Annotated in this window: 19 protein-coding genes and 1 rRNA gene; 14 read left to right on the top strand and 6 right to left on the bottom strand. The window is 45.1% G+C overall.

Annotated features, from left to right (window positions below; all coding sequences use genetic code 11):
• The first annotated feature begins 5 nt into the window (after positions 1-5).
• The 4 genes from AYW75_RS02845 to AYW75_RS02830 all read left to right on the top strand — a co-directional run bounded on the left by AYW75_RS02845 (position 6) and on the right by AYW75_RS02830 (position 4,399).
• Positions 6-836, top strand: a complete 831-nt coding sequence (locus AYW75_RS02845) for a carbohydrate ABC transporter permease (RefSeq protein ID WP_067095132.1) — start codon at positions 6-8, stop codon at positions 834-836.
• Positions 837-854: 18 nt separating this feature from the next.
• Positions 855-1,958, top strand: a complete 1,104-nt coding sequence (locus AYW75_RS02840) for an ABC transporter ATP-binding protein (RefSeq protein ID WP_067095128.1) — start codon at positions 855-857, stop codon at positions 1,956-1,958.
• Entirely contained in the window at positions 1,951-3,390 is a 1,440-nt protein-coding gene (locus tag AYW75_RS02835) for a mannitol dehydrogenase family protein (protein ID WP_067095125.1), read from the top strand. Before AYW75_RS02840 ends, AYW75_RS02835 begins: the two co-directional genes overlap by 8 nt.
• A 121-nt stretch (positions 3,391-3,511) precedes the next feature.
• Positions 3,512-4,399 carry a helix-turn-helix domain-containing protein gene (locus tag AYW75_RS02830; protein WP_067032569.1) on the top strand — a complete coding sequence of 296 codons (888 nt, stop codon included), beginning with the start codon at positions 3,512-3,514 and terminating at the stop codon, positions 4,397-4,399.
• 74 nt (positions 4,400-4,473) lie between these two features.
• Here AYW75_RS02830 and xylB read toward each other — a convergent pair whose 3' ends face one another.
• Positions 4,474-5,961: a xylulokinase gene (xylB, locus tag AYW75_RS02825; RefSeq protein ID WP_067095121.1), complete on the bottom strand. Its 1,488-nt coding sequence runs from the start codon at positions 5,959-5,961 to the stop codon at positions 4,474-4,476.
• A 257-nt stretch (positions 5,962-6,218) separates the two neighbouring features.
• Between xylB and ygfZ the strand changes: the two genes are divergently transcribed.
• Positions 6,219-7,130: a CAF17-like 4Fe-4S cluster assembly/insertion protein YgfZ gene (ygfZ, locus tag AYW75_RS02820; RefSeq protein ID WP_067095118.1), complete on the top strand. Its 912-nt coding sequence runs from the start codon at positions 6,219-6,221 to the stop codon at positions 7,128-7,130.
• A 40-nt stretch (positions 7,131-7,170) separates the two neighbouring features.
• Here the strand turns inward: ygfZ and ung are convergent, their stop codons facing one another.
• Together ung and AYW75_RS02810 are read right to left on the bottom strand one after the other, a co-directional pair.
• Positions 7,171-7,854: a uracil-DNA glycosylase gene (gene ung, locus AYW75_RS02815; RefSeq protein ID WP_067032577.1), complete on the bottom strand. Its 684-nt coding sequence runs from the start codon at positions 7,852-7,854 to the stop codon at positions 7,171-7,173.
• A 2-nt stretch (positions 7,855-7,856) separates the two neighbouring features.
• Complete coding sequence (locus AYW75_RS02810; protein WP_067095116.1) at positions 7,857-8,741, bottom strand: phosphotransferase; 885 nt, start codon at positions 8,739-8,741, stop codon at positions 7,857-7,859.
• 89 nt (positions 8,742-8,830) lie between these two features.
• Between AYW75_RS02810 and hexR the strand changes: the two genes are divergently transcribed.
• Positions 8,831-9,691 carry a transcriptional regulator HexR gene (hexR, locus tag AYW75_RS02805; RefSeq protein WP_067032579.1) on the top strand — a complete coding sequence of 287 codons (861 nt, stop codon included), beginning with the start codon at positions 8,831-8,833 and terminating at the stop codon, positions 9,689-9,691.
• Positions 9,692-10,027: 336 nt separating this feature from the next.
• On the top strand, positions 10,028-11,521 hold the full coding sequence (gene putP / locus AYW75_RS02800; RefSeq protein WP_067095113.1) for a sodium/proline symporter PutP: 1,494 nt from the start codon (positions 10,028-10,030) through the stop codon (positions 11,519-11,521).
• 173 nt (positions 11,522-11,694) lie between these two features.
• Here the strand turns inward: putP and edd are convergent, their stop codons facing one another.
• Positions 11,695-13,509: a phosphogluconate dehydratase gene (edd, locus tag AYW75_RS02795; protein ID WP_067095110.1), complete on the bottom strand. Its 1,815-nt coding sequence runs from the start codon at positions 13,507-13,509 to the stop codon at positions 11,695-11,697.
• A 361-nt stretch (positions 13,510-13,870) separates the two neighbouring features.
• On the opposite strand from edd, the gene gap reads away from it, so the two are divergent.
• The 6 genes from gap (at position 13,871) to AYW75_RS02765 (ending at position 19,299) form a co-directional block, all read left to right on the top strand.
• Positions 13,871-14,884, top strand: coding sequence for a type I glyceraldehyde-3-phosphate dehydrogenase (gene gap, locus AYW75_RS02790; protein ID WP_067095107.1), 1,014 nt, complete (start codon positions 13,871-13,873; stop codon positions 14,882-14,884).
• A gap of 84 nt (positions 14,885-14,968) precedes the next feature.
• Entirely contained in the window at positions 14,969-16,414 is a 1,446-nt protein-coding gene (gene pyk / locus AYW75_RS02785; RefSeq protein WP_067095104.1) for a pyruvate kinase, read from the top strand.
• On the top strand, positions 16,414-16,869 hold the full coding sequence (locus AYW75_RS02780) for a methylglyoxal synthase (protein ID WP_067095101.1): 456 nt from the start codon (positions 16,414-16,416) through the stop codon (positions 16,867-16,869). The genes pyk and AYW75_RS02780 overlap by 1 nt, the downstream gene beginning before the upstream one ends.
• Positions 16,870-17,071: 202 nt before the next feature.
• The gene (gene purE / locus AYW75_RS02775; RefSeq protein WP_067095098.1) at positions 17,072-17,563 is read left to right on the top strand and encodes a 5-(carboxyamino)imidazole ribonucleotide mutase; all 492 of its coding nucleotides are present in this window, start codon (positions 17,072-17,074) and stop codon (positions 17,561-17,563) included.
• 3 nt (positions 17,564-17,566) lie between these two features.
• Positions 17,567-18,637 carry a 5-(carboxyamino)imidazole ribonucleotide synthase gene (purK, locus tag AYW75_RS02770; protein WP_067095095.1) on the top strand — a complete coding sequence of 357 codons (1,071 nt, stop codon included), beginning with the start codon at positions 17,567-17,569 and terminating at the stop codon, positions 18,635-18,637.
• 185 nt (positions 18,638-18,822) lie between these two features.
• Complete coding sequence (locus AYW75_RS02765) at positions 18,823-19,299, top strand: Lrp/AsnC family transcriptional regulator (protein ID WP_067095091.1); 477 nt, start codon at positions 18,823-18,825, stop codon at positions 19,297-19,299.
• On the opposite strand, the gene AYW75_RS02760 is transcribed toward AYW75_RS02765, so the two are convergent.
• Positions 19,296-20,597, bottom strand: a complete 1,302-nt coding sequence (locus tag AYW75_RS02760; protein ID WP_067095088.1) for an MFS transporter — start codon at positions 20,595-20,597, stop codon at positions 19,296-19,298. The two genes, AYW75_RS02765 and AYW75_RS02760, sit on opposite strands and share 4 nt — an antisense overlap.
• A 222-nt stretch (positions 20,598-20,819) precedes the next feature.
• Here AYW75_RS02760 and AYW75_RS02755 point away from each other — a divergent pair, with 222 nt between their 5' ends.
• The gene (locus tag AYW75_RS02755; RefSeq protein WP_067095085.1) at positions 20,820-22,523 is read left to right on the top strand and encodes a protein adenylyltransferase SelO; all 1,704 of its coding nucleotides are present in this window, start codon (positions 20,820-20,822) and stop codon (positions 22,521-22,523) included.
• Positions 22,524-23,094: 571 nt separating this feature from the next.
• Here AYW75_RS02755 and rrf read toward each other — a convergent pair.
• Positions 23,095-23,209: ribosomal RNA gene (gene rrf, locus AYW75_RS02750) — 5S ribosomal RNA — on the bottom strand.
• Positions 23,210-23,505: the final 296 nt, after the last annotated feature.

Genomic DNA, 23,505 nt, shown 5'->3' with positions numbered 1-23,505 from the left:
TCATTATGACTTTAACGCAACAACGTAAACTCAAAACCCTTCTGGTCGGATTAGCATCTTGGTGCGTTGCACTACTGCTGTTCTTTCCAATCTTCTGGATGTTTATCACATCCTTTAAAACGGAATTGCAGGCCATTTCCGTTCCACCGCAGCTGTTTTTTGAACCAACGCTTGAGAACTTTACCGTGGTACAAGAGCGCAGTGACTACCTAAAACACGCATGGAACTCAGTCGTCACCTCATTTGGCGCGACGATTCTAGCGCTGATCATTGCTATTCCCGCAGCGTACTCCATGGCGTTCTTCCCGGGCAAACGCACCAAAGACATCTTACTGTGGATGCTATCTACCAAGATGCTTCCTGCGGTTGGGGTTCTGGTGCCGATTTACATTTTGTCTCGTGATTACGGTCTGCTGGATTCAAAGTTAGGACTGGTGATCATCTTTACTCTGATGAACCTGCCTATCATTGTTTGGATGCTGTTCTCATACTTCAAAGATTTACCTAAAGAAATCCTAGAAGCGGCCCGTATGGACGGCGCGACACCATGGGATGAAATGATCAAAGTTGTGTTACCCCTGTCCGTTGGTGGCATTGCCTCAACAGGCTTATTGTCCATCGTTTTATGCTGGAATGAAGCCTTCTGGTCACTCAATTTAACGGCGTCAGAAGCCGCACCATTAACGGCGATGATTGCTTCTTACTCAAGCCCTGAAGGCTTGTTTTGGGCAAAACTGTCAGCTGCCTCAACGCTTGCCTGTGCCCCAATCGTCATTTTTGGCTGGTTCTGCCAAAAGCAACTGGTACAAGGCCTTACATTTGGCGCTGTGAAATAGTCTATAGGAATAACAATAATGGCTTACTTAAACATTACCGATCTGCAGAAACACTACGATAATTACCACGCGTTACGTGGTATCAACTTGGCAATTGAAGAAGGCGAATTTATAGTCTTTGTGGGGCCATCTGGGTGCGGTAAATCCACTCTACTGCGCACCATTGCCGGCTTAGAGTCTAGTACTGGCGGCAACATCGAATTGGACGGCCGCGATATTACCGAACTGGCTTCATCAAAACGTGATTTGGCCATGGTGTTCCAATCTTATGCGTTGTATCCCCACATGTCTGTGGCCGATAATCTGAGCTTTGCCCTAAGATTGGCGAAAGAAGAGCAAAGCGTGATTGATGAAAAGGTCAAATCGGTCTCCGCCTCTTTGCAATTGGACAAACTGTTAGAGCGTAAACCTAAAGAGCTCTCTGGTGGTCAGCGCCAACGTGTGGCGATCGGCCGCGCCATTGTTCGTCAACCGAAAGTCTTCCTATTTGACGAGCCGCTTTCAAACCTAGACGCAGCCCTTCGTGTACAAATGCGCTTAGAGCTTGCGCGCCTGCATAAGAAGCTCGGCACCACGATGATTTATGTAACCCACGATCAAATAGAAGCCATGACCTTGGCCGATCGCGTGGTGATTTTAAACGCTGGCCAAATTGAGCAAGTGGGCACTCCCTTAGAGCTGTACCGCTCACCAAACAGCCGCTTTGTGGCAGAGTTCATTGGTACGCCAAAGATGAACTTGATTGCGTTAGATAATGTGGTTCGAGAAAGCAACACCTTACATCTAAAACTGCTCAATGCCAGCATCGACTTCCCTGTTGCTCGTACTCGCGGGCCGCTACCTGATAGCGTTGTAATGGGCGTGCGCCCAGAACATATGCACATCGTCGAATCTGGTGGTGATATTATCGGCAAGGTAGAACTGATTGAACATCTTGGTTCAGAGGCCTATACCCATGTTCGCCTCGCAAATAATCAAACCATCATCGTTAAAGCTCCAGCTCGCACAACCATTAAAGATGGCGAGGAAATTCACATCTCACTAGAACGTGAAGAAGTGATTTTATTTAACCAGAATGACCGCGTCTTTTCTGTGATCGCAGAGGAGGCATGCCATGACTAACCGCCTAACATTCGGTCAAAATACCAATCAAATACAGTGCCAAGATTATGTTCGAAGCGATGTCACGTCAGGGGTGATGCATTTAGGCGTCGGGGCATTTCATCGCGCCCATCAAGCGGTCTATTTTGACCGTTTATTAGCCCTGCCTGAAGGAAAAAAATGGGGCATTACAGGGGTTAATCTTCGCCCCCAAGACAGCGCTCAATTTGCTCGTTTTATCGAACAAAATGGCGAATATATTCTTAAAACAATGGCTGCAGACGGTGCCACTGTATACCAACACATTCGCTCACTGGTGAAACAAATCGATGGTGCGAAAACCCCCGATCAAGTAGATCAGCAGATGGCCGATAGCGCGACTCAACTTGTCACATCGACTGTCACAGAAGGCGGCTATTACCTTGATGAAACACGCCACTTGATGCTGGACCATCCCGCAATTAAAGGCGATTTAGCGGGTCAACGTCATACGCTGTATGCTTTTTTATACGCAGGATTAAAACTTCGGAGTCAAACAAGCCAAGCAAAAATCACCTTGCTCTGCTGCGATAATTTACGTCATAACGGAGACGTATTAAAAGCTGGATTAATGCAGTTTCTTAATGCAAAAGGCGACCAAAAACTCGCACAATGGGTCAACGAAAATGTGGCTTTTCCATGCTCCATGGTCGATCGCATTACACCAAAACCCAGTCCCGAGCATGTGCAAGACGTACAACAACGTTTTGCTACCGATGATGAACTGACGGTTATGGGCGAGGACTTTATCCAATGGATCGTAGAAGATAATTTCGCGGGTGCGAAGCCGCCTCTTGAACAAGTCGGTGTACAATTTGTCGATCAAGTAGACCCTTACGAAGAAGCTAAAATTCGCATTCTGAATGCAGGCCATACCAATGTCGTTTATCAAGCCGCTTTAAAAGGTATGACATATTTTGACGAAGCCATGCGCGATGAGGCTTTACGCCAGTACTTTCGTGACTTTGTGCATCAAGATGCCATCCCAGCTATTGGCAACTCTATTGTCAATCTAGAGGCGTATGCAGACATCATCGAGCGTCGTTTTAGCAATGCCAACATTGGCGATACCGTTGAGCGTATTTGTACCGATGGTTATGCCAAATTCCCAATTTTCGTTTATCCATCACTCACGGGGTGTTATCAGTTAGGCCAAACGCCCAGTAAGACGATTGAAGGTATTGCGGCTTGGTTCGTTTACTTTCAAAAAGCACGCACAGGTTCTATTTCGACACCTTATCATGAGCCAAACTTAGAATCTTTGCAGCCATACAGCGATGATGAAGAAGGCATTCAGGCATTTGCTAATGACCGCTTTTTATGGGGCGACATACCACGTCAGCATCCGCAGTTCATAGCGCAACTGAGCCAAGCGATTCGATCAATGCAACAGCAATACACCCAGACCCAATAGCGACCATTAGATAGCTAAATAACGAGACACTTACCTGCTAAACTAAAGTGTCTACACAACTGGCCCCAATGACTGTCATGGCATTGGGGCTATCGTGTCGTTTGAATAAATAGGTAATACTATGTCGGCCATAACAACAAAAAGAGTCACCCCCGAATACGAGCTCGTCGATGATGATATTGAGACGATCCGCTACCTAGAACACGGCTACCCAAGCGAGCTAATTCGCTGGCATGCGCACACTGATTATGAGTTGCACTTTATAGTCGCCTCCCAAGGCAAAGTGTTCGTCGGCGATTACATTGGTAATTACAAACCTGGACAGTTGATTCTAACGGGCCCTCGTCTTCCGCATAATTGGATCTGCCAAGACGGAGACACCAGTGTGCCTTTACGTGATATGGTGATTCGTTTTGATCATGAATCGTTTGAATACGGTGCTAAAATTTTTCCTGAACTTGCGGAGATCATGCCGATGTTACAGCGCGCAAAATCTGGCATTGAGTTCTTCGATATAGATTACCACTATTTAAAAGAAACCTTCTCCAAGGTACGCGATGCATCGGGGCTTCAACGAGTTATCCTAGCCTTGCCGCTACTGCATCAGTTATCACAAAGCCGCAGTTACCGTTTATTATCAACAGTACAAATCGACTTGAAATCCAGCGAGACGTTACAGCGTAAGATTAATACTGTTGTCGATTATGTTTCCAAAAACTACGCCAATGACATTACTTTAGCAGATGTCGCAAGCTTGATTGGCATGTCCGATAGCCACTTTTCGCGCTTCTTTAAAAAAGCCACAGGTAACCGTTTTACAGAGTTTGTAAACCGCATGCGCATCAGCCGAGCCTGCAATTTATTGACCGAAACAGATCAACAAATTGCCAATATTTGCTTTCAGGTAGGGTTCAACAATGTGGCCAATTTCAACCGCCGTTTTCACGAACTAAAAGGGGTTACCCCGAGAGATTTTAGAACTCAATACTATCAGCGTATTGAAGGTTAAGCCTTTCTCTGACACTTTCGTCATAAGGATTATTTTGGCCGTCCACTTGATGACGGCTTTTCTTATTCAAAATTTCAACACAACTGTGACATCTGAGTATTCAGTGATTCGGTACTGCGATAGAGCTGCTGGTAAATTACATGCTTGGCTTGATAATAGGACTGCATATCTTGCTCAGGTGAATGGGTTGCCAGTACTTCAGGCATACGACAGTGTTGCTTGATCAATGCCTCTATATCTTGACCGTCCTGTTCTTTTTTACCCAAGAGCGCTAAACGCGCAGCGCCGAGCCCAGGTCCGACATCGCCACCATCACGGTATGTTAGGGTTTTACCCAATATACTCGCAATGATACTGCGCCATAATTCACTGCGAGCGCCACCGCCAATCAACGACAATTCATTCACTGAGCTGCCCGCACTCTCCAAAGCGTTTTGACAATCAAGCAAGGAAAAGGCAATCCCTTCAAGTATCGACAAGGTCATCTCCTCTCGGCGAGTACTGCTACGAAGACCAAAAAACTGTCCACAAGCAAGGGAATCGTTAATTGGCGTTCGTTCACCATTTAAGTAAGGTAAGAAAACAACAGAGGTTTTACGAATCGATGAGAGTTCAAGTTCATCTAACAGATCCGCAACAGACATCGACAACGTCTTAGCAAACCAAGATAGCGAATTCGCTGCACTTAACGTTACGCCCATTTGGTGCCAACGATTTGGCAAAGCATGACAAAAGGCATGCACTGTGTTTTCAGGGTTGGCATTGTGTGACTCTGATACGACAAAATAGACCCCTGAAGTGCCTAACGAAACAAAACCTTGGCCCGGTTCGGTTATCCCCATTCCGACAGCACCTGCGGCATTATCACCTGCCCCCGCGACGACAGGAACGTCATTAAAACCTAGGGCACTTGCCACACTGGGCGACAGCTGTCCGATGATTTGAGCACCTTCATGAACACTCGGCATATGAGCAAGAGAAAGCCCCGTCAGCTTCAGCAAGTGCTCATCCCACTGACGTGTTTGTGGGTTTAACCATAACGTTCCTGCGGCATCAGAACAGTCACTCGAAAATACCCCCGTTAATCGGTAAGCGAGATAATCTTTCGGCAACAGCACTTTATCTATCTGCGCGTAGATCTCCGGTTCATTCTCTTTTACCCATAATATTTTAGGTAATGTGAAGCCTGGCATGGCAAGGTTACCAGAAAGTGACATAAGCTCTGGGTTCGTTTCCATAAGAGTCTTACATTGCTCTTGGCTACGGCCATCATTCCATAAAATACAAGGGCGTAATACTGCACCATTCACATCAATCAAAGTTGCGCCGTGCATTTGGCCTGACAAACCGATCGCCTGAATCTGTTTTAAATCGACAACGTCTGACAACGCAGAGCACACATTTATAAGCGCTTGCCACCATGCCTCAGGAGCCTGTTCTGACCATGTTGCGCGTCGTGAACTCACACTCAAAGGTTGGTTCGCCTGCGCCACGACGTGCCCTTGCTCATTTATAACCACACCTTTTAATCCGGATGTACCTAAATCCAACCCTAAGAACATGATGATTACCTACCCAATATATGTGCTTATTATTATGCGGCGTCTAAAAACGCCCTATCTCATCAGTGTTAAAAGAAGTAAGGCGGGAGTCAATCAATTCACAGAAATCCGCTTTTTACGTATCAGTACAAGGCAAAAAGCGTCAATTATCATACGCTTCTAACACTGTACGCAGATTTACGCTTTTGACTCATTGAAATTAAGCAGGGGATACCCCACATTATGAGTAATATTAAATTTACTTATTTGAGGTCATTATGCAGCTCCAGCAGCTTCTTAGTGAAATACTTCCCGCTACCAGTTACAGTCACCGTTCTGACCTAGGTGTCATTTCCGTCATTGGTCCAGATAGCGCGAAGTTACTGCAAGGCCAAACCACCGCTGACATGAAACTGGTGTCGGAGCAGAGCAGCACATTTGGTGCTGTCTGTACCCCTAAAGGTCGTATTATTGCAAACTTTTTTATCGTGCAAACGGCACCTGAGTCCTACCAGCTGGTATTAAAACTGGATGTTTTGGGCACTCTTTTAGCTCATTTAAAAAAGTACGCAGTATTTTTTAAGACCGAGTTAAACAATGTCAGTGAACAGTTCCATGTCAGTTCTATGTTTGCTTTGACAGATAACACTACGCCACAAGAGCAATACGAACTCGCTATTTTGACAACTTATCAAGATGGCTGCAGTCAGTTAATTCTGAATAACACCTATTACCAAGAAACGTTGACGGTTGCCCCCGCTATGGAAGAATTACCGGACGCAGAAGACCCAGCAGCTCATCAGGTAATGGGGCTCTTGGCAGCACGCCCTCTCATTGGCGAAAGTCTTCGTGAAGAGATTTTGCCACAATGGATCAACATGCATCGCAACGGTGGCATTAGCTTTACCAAAGGTTGTTATACCGGACAAGAAATTGTCGCGCGCATGAAATACCGTGGAAAATCTAAGAAGCATTTAGCTTTAGCCGTAAGTGATAACTCACTTACCATCGGCTCAAGTGTCGCTAACGAAGAAGACAAAACGATAGGCGAAATATTCGATGTGGCTCAAATTGGTACCGTAACCGTCGCCCAGTTAATTTTGAACGTCGATCAAAGTGATATAAAAAGTGTGGTATCTGAAGGCAAAGAGATGCAATTGATCCCACTGCCTTACGTACTAGGCCATTAATAGAAAGGCGTGCGGAACGGCGCGCCTTTTTAGCTTTGCCCTACTCCACAGGTTGCAGGTGAGCGCTCCAATCTATCGGCTCCTTACCAATACCAAGCAAATAATCATTTGCTTTAGAAAAATGACCACACCCCAAAAAACCACGATAGGCAGACAATGGTGACGGATGCACACTTTCTAGCACTAGATGTTTATCACGATTAATGTGGCGACCCTTCTTTTGCGCATAAGCCCCCCACAACATAAACACAACCCCTTGGTGGTGCTCGTTAATCAGTTGAATGATCTGATCGGTAAACGTTTCCCACCCTTTTTTCTGATGCGAACCTGCCTTTGATGCCTCAACGGTTAACACACTGTTCAGCAGTAACACCCCTTGTCGCGCCCAATTGATTAAATAACCGTGATCTGCGATAGGGATACTAAGATCTGCTTCCAATTCTTTATAGATATTGACCAATGAGGGCGGTGTTTTCACTCCTGGCTTAACCGAGAATGAAAGTCCGTGCGCCTGGTTCGGACCGTGGTAAGGGTCCTGCCCTAAAATCACCACTTTGACATCTGCAAATCGAGTTTCATTGAGCGCATTAAAACAATCACTTGAATGCGGGAAGATCACCTTTTTGGCCTCTTTTTCTTTTACCAAAAAGTCACGCAATGACTGCATGTATTCTTTATCAAATTCTTCTGCTAGATAAGCTTGCCAATCGGCTGCAAGGTTCATAGTCACTCTGCTGTAAAGTAAGGGTTAAACACGGGGTCTGTTAGCAATGCATGATACCACTGCAAACAGTCTAAATCTTGAGTGCCACTGACGAGGTGCTTTAACAGCAACCAAATTAATTCCCTTAACACGTAGGCCTGACGATATTGAGTGATGATTGCAGAGTGATACGCGTCTAGCTTCGCTTCAAATAGAATCAGATAAGCTTGTTTGGCTTGCTCATCATTCAAATGATGCGAATGTACTAATACCGCAAAATCAAATAGCGGGTCGTTCATGCCTGCACACTCCCAGTCGATTAAACGCACCTCGCCATCTTTTACGAGCATGTTTTTAGGATTAAGATCATTGTGGCAAACCCTGAGCCGTTCTGGTCGAACAGGTGCGTCTAAGGCTGCAAAGAATACCAAAGCCTGCTGATATAAATATTTGATTTCATGATGATTAGGATGATGCTCGATGTGATCCAACCAAGAGGCCATAAGAGAATATACGTCATACTCATGAGTCACTGCTGCAATACGATGTAATTCACGCATTGCTTGGCAAATAGGCACTAACGTCAACGTCGTATGTTTGACGTCCCAAGAATAGGTTTTACCGTTTAAAAATTCACTGGCGACTACGTTAAGCTCATTTTTCCAAAGCACTCGAGCAGTCAGACCATATTCTGCAGCTTTTTGCCATATTTCAAGTTCTGCACTACGATTCACACAGAAAGCAGCGTCATTCAAAGCGGAAATTCTTACGACAATGCCTAGGTTATAAGGCCAATGGATGTGATAAGTGTGGTTGGAAAAGCCTTCATCTAACTCAGTAACCTCCAAGCCCTCCTGTTCCGGCAAGATAGAGTTCATTTGTTTCAAATACTTAGAAAGTGGACACATTTTCAATCACTTATTGCCAGAGGAACAAACCGCTGTCAGAATGTCGTTGATAACCATTCGAGTCAATACAATACTGTTGAAGCACATAAATGAATAAGCACGAAGACATTATTCGCAGAATCCAAGAAAAACTGAGTACGTTGAGTAAATCTGAACGTAAGGTTGCTGAAGCCATTTTAGCCGACCCTAAAACGACTATTCACTCCAGCATTGCGAAACTTGCCGCACGTGCCGAAGTAAGTGAACCAACGGTTAACCGTTTTTGTCGTAGTCTGATCGGTAGTGGCTTTCCTGATTTCAAAGTAGCGCTCGCGCAGAGTTTGGCGAAAGGAACACCTTATGTAAACTTAAACGTTGAGCCTGATGATGCCGCTGGCGCCATCACCAACAAAATCTTTGAAGCTGCAAAGAACAACTTAACGCGTGCTCAAGAGCTCCTACCAGAGGCACTGATCAGCCGTGTCGTTGATGTACTGGCTCAAGCACGACGCATTGAATTCTATGGTTTAGGTGCCTCAGGCCCCGTTGCCAAAGATGCTCACCATAAGTTTTTCCGTTTAAATATGCCAGTTGTAGCGTACACAGATATTCTTGTACAGCGCATGGCTGCAGCGGGCACTCACCCGGGTGATGCGGTGGTCGTGATTTCACTTTCTGGCCGAACATTGCCGTTGATTGAAACCGCTCGAGTGGCTCGTGAAGCGGGTGCGACTGTTGTTGGAATAACCAACCCAGGATCACCTCTAACAGAACACTGCTCGATCGTGTTACCGATCGAAGAAACAGAAGATACGGATATCTATACGCCAATGAGCTCGCGAATTGTGTACTTAACACTGATCGATGCGTTGGCAACTGGTGTCCTGCTAAAACGTGGTCCAGAGTTTAATGAGCACCTACGCAAACTTAAGTTGAGTGTTCAAGATACGCGCCTTCCAAAGCAAGAATGACCCTATACTTATGCTCTAAGCCGGACTAGGCTTAGAGCATATTCTACTTTTGAGTCATGCACTCAAACCATCTTTATTGTTACATCGTAGTATTTCGATAATTTGCCGGATTTTTCTGAAAGAATCCTATCCTATTGATACATAGAATCGTCCGTTAGATTTAATAAAGTGCATCCTTGTCGCCAAATAGTGGCCAGTGGTGGCACTTTGCCAACTCTTGTCACAATAAAGATTATTAAATACGGGGCAGCCTAGCGAGTTAATTGTGTTTACCGGTCACAATCTTGCTTGGCAAACAATGTGCCTCACTGACTATGATAATAAGAGGACTAAAAAATGATCGACAATAGCTTAGCGATAAGCTTCACCTTCCTAGCGTATCTAGTGGTCATGCTAGGTATTGGCTTATATGCATACAAACGCACATCTAGTTCGGAAGACTATTTCCTTGGCGGTCGCTCATTAGGTCCTTGGCCTACGGCACTCTCAGCGGGTGCTTCTGATATGAGTGGCTGGTTACTGCTAGGCTTACCTGGCTACGCTTTTGCTGCAGGCATGGAGTCTCTTTGGCTTGCCGGTGGCTTATTAGCGGGTACCTATTTGAACTGGTTAATCTGTGCAAAGCGCTTACGTACTTATAGTGTTGAGTCAAATACCCTAACACTTCCGGAGTATTTCTCTAGCCGCTTCCAAGATAACTCTAAACTGATTCAGACGATTTCAGCCTTCTTTATCTTGCTGTTCTTCCTTTTTTATACCAGCTCTGGCCTTGTTGCTGGCGGTAAACTATTTGAAACTGTATTTGGTCTAGATTACCGCTGGGCGGTTATAATCGGTACTGTTTGTGTTGTTTCGTATACGCTATTCGGTGGCTTCCTAGCTGTATCTTGGACTGATTTAGTTCAAGGTCTTTTGATGTGTGCCGCATTGGCCATCGTGCCATTTGCCATCATGGAAGGTGATTGGTCAACACTTACGACAACACTTGCTGATAAAAACCCTGAACTATTGACACTATGGAATGATGTTAATGGCGAGCCTTTAAGTATGATTGGTATCATCTCATTGGTCGCTTGGGGCCTCGGTTACTTCGGCCAACCTCATATTTTGGCTCGTTTCAAAGCAGCACGTTCAAATAAAGACATCGCAACAGCTCGTCGTATCGCTGTTGGTTGGACTGCTATTTCAATGGTAGGTGCTTTACTGATCGGTCTAGTTGGTATCGTCTATGTTGACACAAACATGGGTGGCTCATTAGCCGATGGCGAGAAGATCTTTATGATCTTGGTAAATGCCGTATTTAGCCCAGTGGTTGCCGGTATTTTACTTGCAGCAATTTTGGCTGCAATCATGAGTACTGCCGATTCTCAACTACTTGTATCATCATCAGCCTTAGCAGAAGATTTTTACAAATCTTGGATCAATCCTAACGCTACGCAGAAACAAATTGTTAATGTGGGTCGCTTAGGAGTTGTTGCTCTGTCAATTATTGCCTTGATTCTAGCCTTTAACCCTGAGAGTTCTGTATTAGGCCTTGTATCTTATGCATGGGCAGGTTTTGGCGCAGCATTTGGCCCTGCGGTTATCCTTAGCTTATTCTGGCGCAACATGAACCGTAACGGAGCCTTAGCAGGTATCTTAGTCGGTGGTATTACGATCGTTGTTTGGAAACAAATCTCTGGTGGCATTTTCGATGTTTACGAGATCGTACCAGGCTTCATTCTTTCTACACTGGCAATTGTTGTTGTCAGCTTAATGAGTGGAGCTCCAGAGAAAAAAGTATTGGATACTTTTGATTCTTACGAAAAGAATCTAGAAACTTTAGACTAAACGTTTAATAGAGTTACTATCAACAAAAGCCGAGCATGTATTATGTGCTCGGCTTTTTTTTGCCTATCAACTACGTCGGTAGTTTTTGACTTCAATTTTTTGAAGTCAAAAAAAAGACCTCCGAAGAGGCCTAAACACCATTACTAACAAACGTTAGTAGTCAGAGAAATCTATTAATCATGAAACAGGCTACATGCTCCCTGTTCAGCACCGTTCACTAACATACGGTAACTGGCAAACAGTTCGCGCCCCATACCTTGATGAGAAGCGGTTAAATCGCATTGTGCTTGCTCACGATGGCCAAGCTCATCATCGCTAATTAAAACCGTTAACGTGCCTTCTATAGCATCTAATCGCACCAAATCACCCGTTTGAATCTTACCAATGACACCGCCAGCCAACGCCTCAGGCGTTAAATGTATCGCCGCTGGCACTTTGCCCGATGCTCCCGACATACGACCATCGGTCACCAGCGCTACTTTATAACCCTGATCTTGAAGGTTACCTAAGTACGGTGTGAGCTTATGTAGCTCAGGCATACCTAGGGCTTTCGGGCCTTGGAATCGAACAACCGCGACACAATCTTGCTTTAGCTCACCGCTGCGGATCGCTTCCACTAAATCATTCTGATCGTGAAACACAGCAGCGGGCGCTTCAATAATGCGATTTTCTTCTTTCACGGCTGATACTTTAATCACTGCACGACCAAGATTGCCTTTCAAAAGCGACAACCCCCCTTCTTGACTGAATGGGTTTTCAATAGGACGAACCACCTCTTCATCCAGGCTGACTTCAATACCGTCACGCCACACCACATTATCACCATCCATAAACGGCTCTTTGGTGTAGTGGGTTAAGCCGTGCCCCATGATGGTATTTACGTCTTCATGCAGCAAACCGCCTTTTAACAGTTGCTTGGTTAAAAACGCCATACCGCCCGCCGCTTGGAAATGATTAATATCTGCTTGGCCGTTTGGATAAATACGTGTTAGCAGGGGCACAACTTTTGATAGCTCTGAAAAATCTTGCCAATTAATAAGAATACCTGCGGCACGAGCGAACGCGACAATATGCATCGTGTGGTTGGTTGACCCCCCAGTAGCGAGCAATCCAACGACGGCATTTACAATAGAACGCTCATCAATAACTTTATAAATAGGTCGGTAATCATTCCCCAACGCCGTGGTCTTCGTTGCCAGTTGAGCAACATGGCGCGTTAACGCCTCACGCATCGGATCTTCTGGGTTCACAAAGGAAGAGCCGGGCAACTGCAACCCCATCATTTCAACCAATAATTGATTAGAATTTGCAGTGCCATAGAAAGTACACGTACCCGCACTATGGTAAGACGCCGACTCTGCCTCTAATAGTTCCTCACGAGTCGCTTCTCCTTTTGCGAAGCGCTGACGAACCGCGGCTTTCTGAGCATTGGTGATACCTGACGGCATTGGGCCCGCAGGCACAAAGAAACAAGGAAGGTGGCCAAAGCGAAGTGCTGCAATGAGCAAACCAGGAACAATTTTGTCACAAATACCTAAAAATAGTGCCGCATCAAACATATTATGAGAAAGTGCAATTGCGGCACCTTGCGCAATATTGTCGCGACTAAAAAGTGACAGCTCCATTCCTTCAAGACCTTGCGTCACGCCATCACACATAGCCGGTACACCGCCTGCAAACTGTGTAATAGATCCCATCTCTGCAACGGCCTTACGAATAATATCAGGATAGCTTTCATAAGGTTTGTGGGCTGACAACATATCATTGTAGGAAGAAACAATGCCGACATTGGCTTCGTCCATCAATTTCAGCTTCTGTTTTTCTTGAGGCTGGCAGGCAGCAAACCCATGCGCTAAGTTGCCACATGATAATGCTCCGCGATGTGGACCCTTTAACTCAGCCTGCTTCATATCCGCTAAATATTGAGCGCGTAGGTCTTTACTACGCTCAATAATGGCTTGGGTTACTTGTTCCACAATAGGGTTCATTATCTCTTCTCCGTCTATATTCCATAAGAAACACATAAAATCAATTTATGTAATTTTACTACATTTTAATAAAATAAATACAACAAACAAGCTAAAACCAGTCGAAAGCACCCTTTTACGTAATTTTTTTACCAAAAATACTGTCAAGGATTGATTTTTTCGTTAGAATAGAGCTATAAAACAGGCTATATGATTGAATATTACAAAGACGTGACTGTTTATTGAACAATAACGCCATTGTCTTCAATTACAGCCATTAAGAATTTTTTATTTTTGTAGTGTTTTTACAATAAGACTGAAAGAAATCTGTTCTACAATTATCGACTAGGACAGAATGTATCTTTAATACTAGGAGTGAGATATGACGATTAAGGTAGCTATCAACGGTTATGGACGTATCGGACGCAACGTACTTCGAGCTCTGTACGAGTCTGGCAAGCGCGACCAAATCCAAGTCGTAGCCATCAACGACCTTGGTGATTCCAAAATCAATGCTCACTTAACTAAATATGACACAGTTCACGGACGTTTCAATGCAAAAGTGGATTTTGATGCTGAAGCGCTATACATCAATGAAGATAAAATCCTAACTTTTTCTGAACGTGACCCGTCAAAATTGCCTTGGTCAGATTTAGGTGTTGATGTTGTTTACGAGTGTACTGGTTTCTTCACAACAAAAGAAACAGCCGGTGCTCACATTACAGCAGGCGCAAAGAAAGTCATCATTTCAGCGCCAGGTAAAGAAGTCGATGCAACTGTTGTTTACGGTGTAAACCAAGACGTACTTACCTCTGATATGACCGTTATATCCAACGCTTCTTGTACAACTAACTGTCTAGCACCGATAGCGAAACCGTTAAATGAAAAGCTAGGCATTGAAAGTGGTTTAATGACGACGATTCACGCTTACACTAATGATCAACGTTTATCTGACGTTTATCATGAAGACCTGTACCGTGCTCGCGCGGCGGCTATGAATATGATCCCTACTAAAACAGGTGCAGCTGCAGCGGTTGGTTTAGTCGTCCCTGCACTTGCAGGTAAATTTGATGGTATGGCCGTTCGCGTTCCAACAATTAACGTTTCACTGATCGACCTAACGTTTCTTGCTCCTCGTGAAACAAGCGCTGAAGAAGTGAACAAAATCATTGAAGACGCCATTGCATCAGATCCGACTTTGGCAGAGGTTTTATGTGTAAACTACGAACCTCTGGTTTCATCAGACTTCAATCACAGCACGTATACCTCAAACTTTGATGCGACTCAAACACGCGTTCAAGGAAAACTGGTTAAAGTTATGGCGTGGTATGACAACGAATGGGGCTTCTCAAACCGAATGCTAGACAATACCATTGCCTTTATAAACGCTAAATAATGCATTTTCACAAAGGCTGCTGACGCAGCCTTTTTCGTCTCTGTTATACTGTTACCACGCTTTAACTCTCTATTTGGAATAAAAATGACTCGCAGAACCAAAATCGTTGCTACGCTAGGCCCATCTTCAAGTTCACCAGAAATGATCGAAAAGTTGATTTTGGCTGGGGCAAACGTCTTTCGTTTAAACTTTTCCCACGGTCAAGCAGAAGATCATATTGATCGCGCAAAAGTCGTGCGTGAAATGGCAGCTAAAAATAAGTGTCATGTGGCAATCCTAGGTGACCTTCAAGGCCCTAAAATCCGTATTGCTCGCTTTAAAGAGACGAAAGTCACATTGCAAGAAGGTGCAACTTTCATTCTTGATGTTGGCTTTGACAAGAATGCTGGCGACGAAACACGTGTTGGTATCGACTACCCACAATTAGCGGCGGACTCTTCTCCAGGCAACGTACTATTGTTAGACGATGGTCGTGTTGTGCTGGAAGTCACTGCAGTCAAAGGCAATGAAGTCATTACGAAAGTGGTTGTCGGCGGTGCTCTGTCAAACAACAAAGGTATCAACCGCCAAGGTGGTGGTCTTTCTGCTGCGGCTCTGACGGCAAAAGACAAAGAAGACATTATCACTGCGGCTGCACTTAAAGCCGATTATCTTGCGGTATCATTCCCTCGAAGTGCAGCTGATATTGAAGAAGCCCGTGAACTGGCTATCGCTGCTGGCTTAGAAACGGGTATCGTGGCCAAAGTTGAACGCGCTGAAGCCGTTGCTGACGATGAAACGCTAGACGCCATCATTCGTGCATCAGATGCTGTAATGGTTGCCCGTGGTGACCTTGGTGTTGAAATCGGTGATGCAGAGTTGATTGGCGTTCAAAAACATATGATCAAGCGCTGTCGCCAGTTAAATCGCCCTGTGATCACGGCTACACAAATGATGGAAACCATGATCATTCAAGCGATGCCAACGCGTGCCGAAGTGTTCGACGTGGCAAACGCTGTATTAGACGGTACGGATGCGGTTATGCTGTCGGCTGAAACTGCAGCGGGCTCGTTTCCAGAAGAAGTGGTTAAGAAGATGGACAGTGTTTGCCTTGGCGCTGAGAAGCAACCCTCTGTGATGCGCTCTAAACACCGTGTAGACATCACCTTCACATCGGTTTCTGAAACAATTGCGATGTCTGCTATGTATGCTGCTAATCACCTTGAAGGGGTGAAAGCGATTATTAGCTTAACGGCCTCTGGCACAACACCTTTGTTACTGTCTCGTATTTCATCAGGACTCCCCATCTTTGCCTTATCACCAAATCAAGAAACGCTGAATAAATGTGCGTTATACCGTGGTGTCACACCGGTTGCTTTCTCTTCTCAAGAGTACAACGTAGACACCATCATTTCAGGCCTAGTGAATAAAGTGAAATCGCTTGGCTTAGTAAAAGATGGAGACCTAGTGATTCTGACTAAAGGTGATCACTTGGTATCTCATGGCACCAGTAATATGATCAAAGCCGTAAAAGTGGGCGAAGTCGTTTAATGGATAAAAAAACCATCACCACTGCAGCGCGTAAACGCGTTGCTTTGGTGGCTCACGACAATATGAAGCCTGAACTAACGTCTTGGGCTCAACAACATAAAGACAAACTCATTAACCATGAGCTAATGGCAACAGGCACGACAGGTAATTTGTTACAAAAGCACCTAGGAGTACCTGTAACTGCATTGATTAGTGGCCCTCTTGGTGGTGACCAGCAATTGGGCGGTCTTATTGCAGAAGGCAAAATTGATGTTTTGATTTTCTTTTGGGATCCCTTTGAGCCGATGCCTCATGACCCTGATATCAAAGCACTTCTTCGTGTCGCGGCTGTATGGAATATCCCAATCGCCTGCAGCGTTTCATCAGCAAACTTTCTCATCAGCTCACCGCTGTTCGATGAAGCTTTTGAAAAGCAAGTTCCGGACTATGAAAGCTATCTAAAGGCGAGAACCTAAACTCGCCTTTTTTGTTTTTGTTAAATCCCTCCTTAAACGCTAAAAAAGTCGTTTCTAAGCTCAGCCTAACTCGCGGTTTCGGCGAAAATCGGCTATATTATCGCCCCTATTTACAGGAGTTGAGCGCAGCTCCTCCTATGATTTGAATTTAACCTCCGACACTCCCCTCATATCCGTTGGAGCACAGCGCAGGAGAACGACTTTGCAAGCTAAAATAGCCCTTATTATGGGATCAAAAAGTGACTGGGCCACAATGGAATCCGCCGCAGAAATCATGGACAAGTTAGGCGTTGCGTACCATGTAGAGGTGGTATCAGCTCACCGTACACCGGTGAAGCTTGCTGAGTTTGCTGAAAGTGCTGTTGAGCGTGGCTTCAAAGTAATCATTGGCGGTGCTGGCGGTGCCGCTCACCTTCCAGGTATGGTCGCAGCACACACACGCTTACCTGTTCTAGGTGTACCAGTTCAAAGCAAAGCGTTAAATGGTATGGACAGTCTACTGTCTATTGCTCAAATGCCAAAAGGCGTTGCTGTAGGAACACTTGCTATCGGCACTGCAGGCGCATTCAACGCGGGTTTACTTGCCTGTCAAATTTTAGCTAACGAAGATGCAGAGCTTGCGCAGCGTATCGATTCATTCCGTGATGAGCAAACTGATACGGTTCTAGCTAATCCAGATCCACGTGAGGCTTAAAATATGTCATCTATTTGGGTACTAGGCGCTGGTCAACTTGGCGCGATGTTGAAACAAGCGGCAAATCCACTTGGTTTAGATGTTCGACCTGTAGATATTGAGACAGATGAAACACTACCTCTTAAAGCCGATGATATTGTTACAGCTGAGCGTGAAGATTGGCCTGAAACAGCCGCAACAAAACAACTTTCGGCGCACCCGAACTTCGTTAACTTGGAAACCTTTCCACAACTTGCTGATCGTTTAACGCAAAAGCAGTGGATTGATAAGCTTGAGCTTGCAACAGCACCTTGGTTTCCTGTTGAAGACGATTCAACTGCAGAAAAAGCCTATCAAACCTTGGGCGATCGTGTGCTAATGAAACGCCGTCGCGGTGGCTACGATGGTAAAGGTCAATATTGGTTGAAACAGAGCGAAGGCACAGAGATTCCAGATGATTGGAAAGGCCTAGCGATTGCAGAGCAAGCGATCAACTTTGATGAAGAAGTGTCTGTTGTCGGAGTGCGTGGTAAGAATGGTGAGAAGTACTTTTACCCATTAACACTAAACTTGCACATCAACGGTATTCTTTACGCTTCTATCTCTCCTCTGCAGCGACTTGAACACTTACAAGACCAAGCTGAAAGCATGCTGGGCAAGCTGATGGATGCCTTAGATTATGTCGGTGTCATGGCAATGGAGTGTTTCCGTTGTGGTGAGGAGCTGCTAATCAACGAACTAGCACCACGCGTCCATAACAGTGGACACTGGACTCAAGCTGGAGCAAGTGTGAACCAGTTTGAAAACCATGTTCGTGCCGTTGCAGGGCTACCTCTTGCACCAGCAGAAGTTAAAAACCAAAGTATGATGGTTAACTTAATCGGCGTTGACGTTGATTACGATTGGCTAGCAATCAAGGGCCTAGAACTTTACTGGTATCGTAAAGACGTTCGTCCAGGCCGTAAAGTTGGCCATTTGAATGCTTGTTCTGGTGATTTAGAGCAACTTCAATCGATTATAAAATCATTGAGTAACATGCCAGCGCCTTACAATGAAGCGCTTGGTTGGTTATCGAAGAATTTACCCTCCGATTAATTACTGAAAAGGCTGCCTTCGGCAGCCTTTTTTACATATCAGCACAAATTTATTCTTATTTGCCCAAAAAAAAGCAAACAATGTGCTTGTTTATTCATAAGAATTACTTAGGATAAGACTGTTAACTCAGCAACTAAACATATTAATCAAACAATAAGCTGAGCAGCATTCCCAAGGAACCTTGAATGAATCACTTAGAATTAGATGCATACGATTGGAAGCTACTTAAAGCGCTTCAGTCCAATGCACGCTTATCTAATGTTGCTTTATCTGAGCAAGTTAACCTATCTCCCTCACAGTGCTCTAGGCGCTTACAGCGATTAGAACAAAGCAACCTTATTGAATCTTACAATACACAGTTAAATAGCGCCGAACTTGGCTACCAGGTGACCGCGTTTGTCTTCGTTACATTAGATAAAGGTAACAGCCTTGCTCGCAAACATTTTCAAGAACGTATCTTAACAATAGACACTGTTTTGGAGTGTTACTCAGTCACAGGTTGTTGTGATTATTGGTTAAGGGTGATTGCTCAAGACTTGAGTTCCTTATCTGACTTTTTAAGTGACACGCTCTCGAATATGGAAGGTGTCCGCGATGTTAGTTCCACACTCGTATTGAGTAAGATTAAACAAAGTGCATCTGTGCCGTTACCCGATCACTAAGACTTAGATACATCTGGTAAACGTATGGCCATGACCACGCCAATCAGTGTAATCATGGCATACACTAGAACGAGTAGCTCAAGTGAAAATACATCACCCAAAATACCGATTAAGCTAAATATCAGTAACATCACACCAATCGCGGTATTACCAACCGCTACATAGCTGGTACGTTTATTACCCTCAGCCATATCCACCAAATACGTTTTACGCCCCACACGTATGCCCTGATGAAATACCGTTAATAGGAAATAAAATAGCGGTAAAAGCCATACCGAACTTAATGCCGAAGGTGCTAATTGAGCAATGACAAATAGAAATACACCTGTCATCGCACCTAACGTCGAAGCTGTAATTAATACCTTACGACTAGAAACATCGGAAAATCGTCCCCAAAAAGGGCCTGATAAAAGGCCAGCAAGACCACTTAATCCCATAAACATTGCCAAAACCCAAACAGAGTTACCAATACGATCCTCTGCTAGCACAACATAATAAGGGGCACTTAAGGCCGTACCTAGAAAACACGCTCGTGTGATAACAAAATGACGAAATGATTTATCCGTTTTAAGTAATGCCAGCTGTTTTAGCGAATCAAAAAAACTAAACTCAGATTCTTCAGTCTCACTTTTGGGCTCTTCTACCTTAGAGAATATCAGTGCTGATAGAAGCCATAAAACAGCGCCTAAAACGAGCCCCCACACAAAGTATGCCGATGTATGCCAGTCATACAGATAGCTCACAGCCATCATCACAGCAATACCAATCGTAACCAATCCAGCAGCACTAGCTGATAACCCTGTTACTTGACCGCGTTCAGACTTTGGAATGGTTTTACCTAAAATATCTTTCGTTGCAACAGAGTTTAACCCCCTCGCTAAACTGAATAATGTCAGCAATAGCAAAATACACACTCCCGCAGCTAGGCCATCTAGTGATTTAGCGACCAAAGCCATGAGCAATAATGACAAAGCCTGTACGGCACTTCCAGATACCCAGACCCATTTACGAATTGCTAACCGCCTCATAGCACTTGCTATAAACAGTTGCGGCAACAAAGAGCCTGACTCACGAATCGGGACCAACCAAGCGATTAAAAATGTAGGCGCTCCAACGCTTTGCATCAACCATGGCAGCGTTACCTTTGGGTTTACGATGGCATCACCGGTATTCGTCAGAAACTGAGCAGAAATTAATTTTAAAAAGTTCTTAGCGACCGATTGCTTGTCTCCATTATCTTTTTCACTGGACTGTACAATCCACTTGTATAACTTCGTTACCCACGATTGACTGCTCATTCACTAAACCCTTGTTTTCATCGACAATATCAATATCTAATATTATCGAAATAGTTAAAAAAAGTGCGCAGCTATTCATAAAGCAATAAGGTTCAATTCGATAAATTCATTAACCAACCCCCTTAGTACTATAATAGTGCGATAAAGCGAGAACATTCTTATTTTCATAAGTCCAAAATAAGCCGAATTCAAACTACGATTATTTAAGAGAGAAGATCCTGCATGGCAAACGACAATACCAGTGATCTCAACCCCAAGATCTGCACCATTAACGAATTCGCTGAGTTGGCTGACTACTCTTTAATAGAGTCACTCAAGCCTGACCCTGAAGCTCACGAAAATGGCGAGGATCATCGACCAAGACAAATCTACTCGGGTCATTATGTACCGGTAACGCCGACGCCTTTACCAAACGCTGAATACATTGCCCACAGCACCACTTTCTTTGATGAACTTGGGTTAGACCATGAATTGGCAAAAGCACCAGGTTTTCAAAGTGTTTTTTCTGGGGACCTGTCTAAAGCACCAGCCCCGATGGTAAAGCTTGGCTGGGCTACCGGTTACGCCCTCTCCATTTACGGTACTGAATATAATCAGCAATGCCCTTTTCGCACAGGCAATGGCTATGGCGACGGACGCGCTATGTCGATATTTGAAGGCGTTTTCAAGGATAAGCGCTGGGAAATGCAACTAAAAGGTGGCGGACGGACGCCCTATTGTCGCGGTGCCGATGGTCGTGCCGTACTGCGTTCAAGCGTACGCGAGTTTCTAGCACAAGAAGCGATGCACGCCCTTGGGATTCCTAGTTCTCGCTCCCTTAGCTTGTTCGTATCAAAATCCGAGCGCGTAGACCGCCCTTGGTACTACGAAGGCTCTCAGTCCAATGACCCAGAAGTAATGGTCTCCAATCCAGTGGCGATTTCAACCCGAGTCGCGCCGTCATTCATACGTGTCGGTCAGCTAGAACTGTTTGCTCGTCGCGCTCGTAACAACGCTCATTTCGATGCACTCGAAGAGCTTGAAATGATAGTGCTGCATTTAATCGACAGAGAGTACCAAGAAGAAATCGATCCTGCTCTAGGCTTCTCTGACAAGCTGCTCAAGCTAGCTCAATTGTTCCGTGAAAGGCTAAGCTCCTTAGTGGCTAACTGGATTCGTGTCGGCTACTGCCAAGGCAACTTTAATGGCGACAACTGCCCCGCAGGAGGATACACCCTAGATTACGGCCCATTCGGATTTTGTGAAATATTCGACCCGGCTTTCCAGCCTTGGACAGGCGGCGGTCGCCACTTTTCCTTCTTGAATCAGCCACTAGCTGCGCAGCAGAATTTCAGTATGTTTTGCAAATCATTAGAGCCATTACTACAAAGTGAACCGACTGCCCACAAGGCGTTGCTGCAAATCCGTGACGAGTTCAGCCATGTCATGCAACAAAAAGTCGAAGCAATGTGGGCGAGCAAACTAGGACTTGAAGTCTATGACTCTGAGCTTGTGGTACAACTGTTAAAATTGATGGTCAGTACTCGTGCTGACTTCAATATGTTTTTCCGTGAGCTGTCCCACGTACCCCAAGAAATCTCTGCCCTGACCAGTAGCTTTTACCAACAGCCAACCCAAGAGCAATTAAATCATTGGCAGCAATGGCTCGATCGATGGCGTACCACTATTAATGCCAGCGAGCAACAAGCCGGCATTAGCAAAACTATGATACAGGTAAACCCAAAATACACATGGCGGGAATGGCTCGTAGTACCAGCATATCAACAAGCGGAACAAGGCAACTACGCGTTGATCAAAGAGCTACAAGAAGTACTGAATGCCCCCTACCAAGAGCAGTCTCAAGAAATGGAAGATAAATACTATCGTTTGCGCCCAGAAGAGTTTTATCGCATGGGCGGTGTCAGTCATTACAGCTGCTCTTCCTGAGTACGAGTCATTAGACCTAGTAAGCATCGCGTCCAAACGGCCAGCAACGCACTCATATAAGGGATTACTTTTCGAGGTTTAAGTATCCCTGTGATGTCACGGGCTTAAGCGTCGAAGCATGAGATGGGCGCAAGCGGGACACAAAAGGGGGTGCGGAGTCTAGCTGAGTGGTGGATGCGTTTAGGAAAACCGCAGACACAAAAAAGCCCTGACAGCATGGCTATCAGGGCTTCCTTTGTATGATGCTTGACGATATCTATCCCCTTGCTGGACTCTCACATGGGATCCTCATAATACCATCGGCGATGGTGAGCGCCTGCGGCGTGTTGAGAGCCACTTATGAGTTCGGGATGGGATCAGGTGATGCCTATGTCTCTGTTTTTCTGAACGCCTTCTCTAATCGATGCCATAAGGCGCACGCTTTTGAGGTCACGCACTGACACGTCGAAGCATGAGATGAGCGTAAGCGAAGCGGGACACAAAAGGAGGGGGGCGGAATCTATGCGTTTAGGAAAACCGCAGGCACAAAAAAGCCCTGACAGCATGGCTATCAGGGCTTCCTTTGTATGATGCTTGACGACGACCTACTCTCACATGGGATCCCCCACACTACCATCGGCGATGGCGCCTTTCACTTCTGAGTTCGGGATGGGATCAGGTGGTTCAACGCCTCTATGATCGTCAAGCAAACGGGTTTGCGATCGTTTTGGGTGGCTTCTGTTTGCCTTAGCCAAAACACGCAAGTTCGTGAACTTGAGTCTTTAACAATAAAACTTTTGAAATAGTGATAACCAAGTATCAAACCAGTGTTGGTATCGTAGTCTGTAGTACAGCGGTTGTGTTTTCTTCACACTCGACCTCCATGGAAGGAGGAAGTACTGTTCGTTGTCTGGAACAACGACAGTAAAAACCATTTTGGTGTTATATGGTCAAGCCTCACGAGCAATTAGTATTGGTTAGCTCAATGCCTCACAGCACTTAC

The organism is Marinomonas atlantica (genome assembly GCF_001639725.1).
GTDB lineage: Bacteria > Pseudomonadota > Gammaproteobacteria > Pseudomonadales > Marinomonadaceae > Marinomonas > Marinomonas atlantica.
Note: the sequence above shows the minus strand (reverse complement) of the source record. Positions and strands in the feature narration are given on the sequence as shown.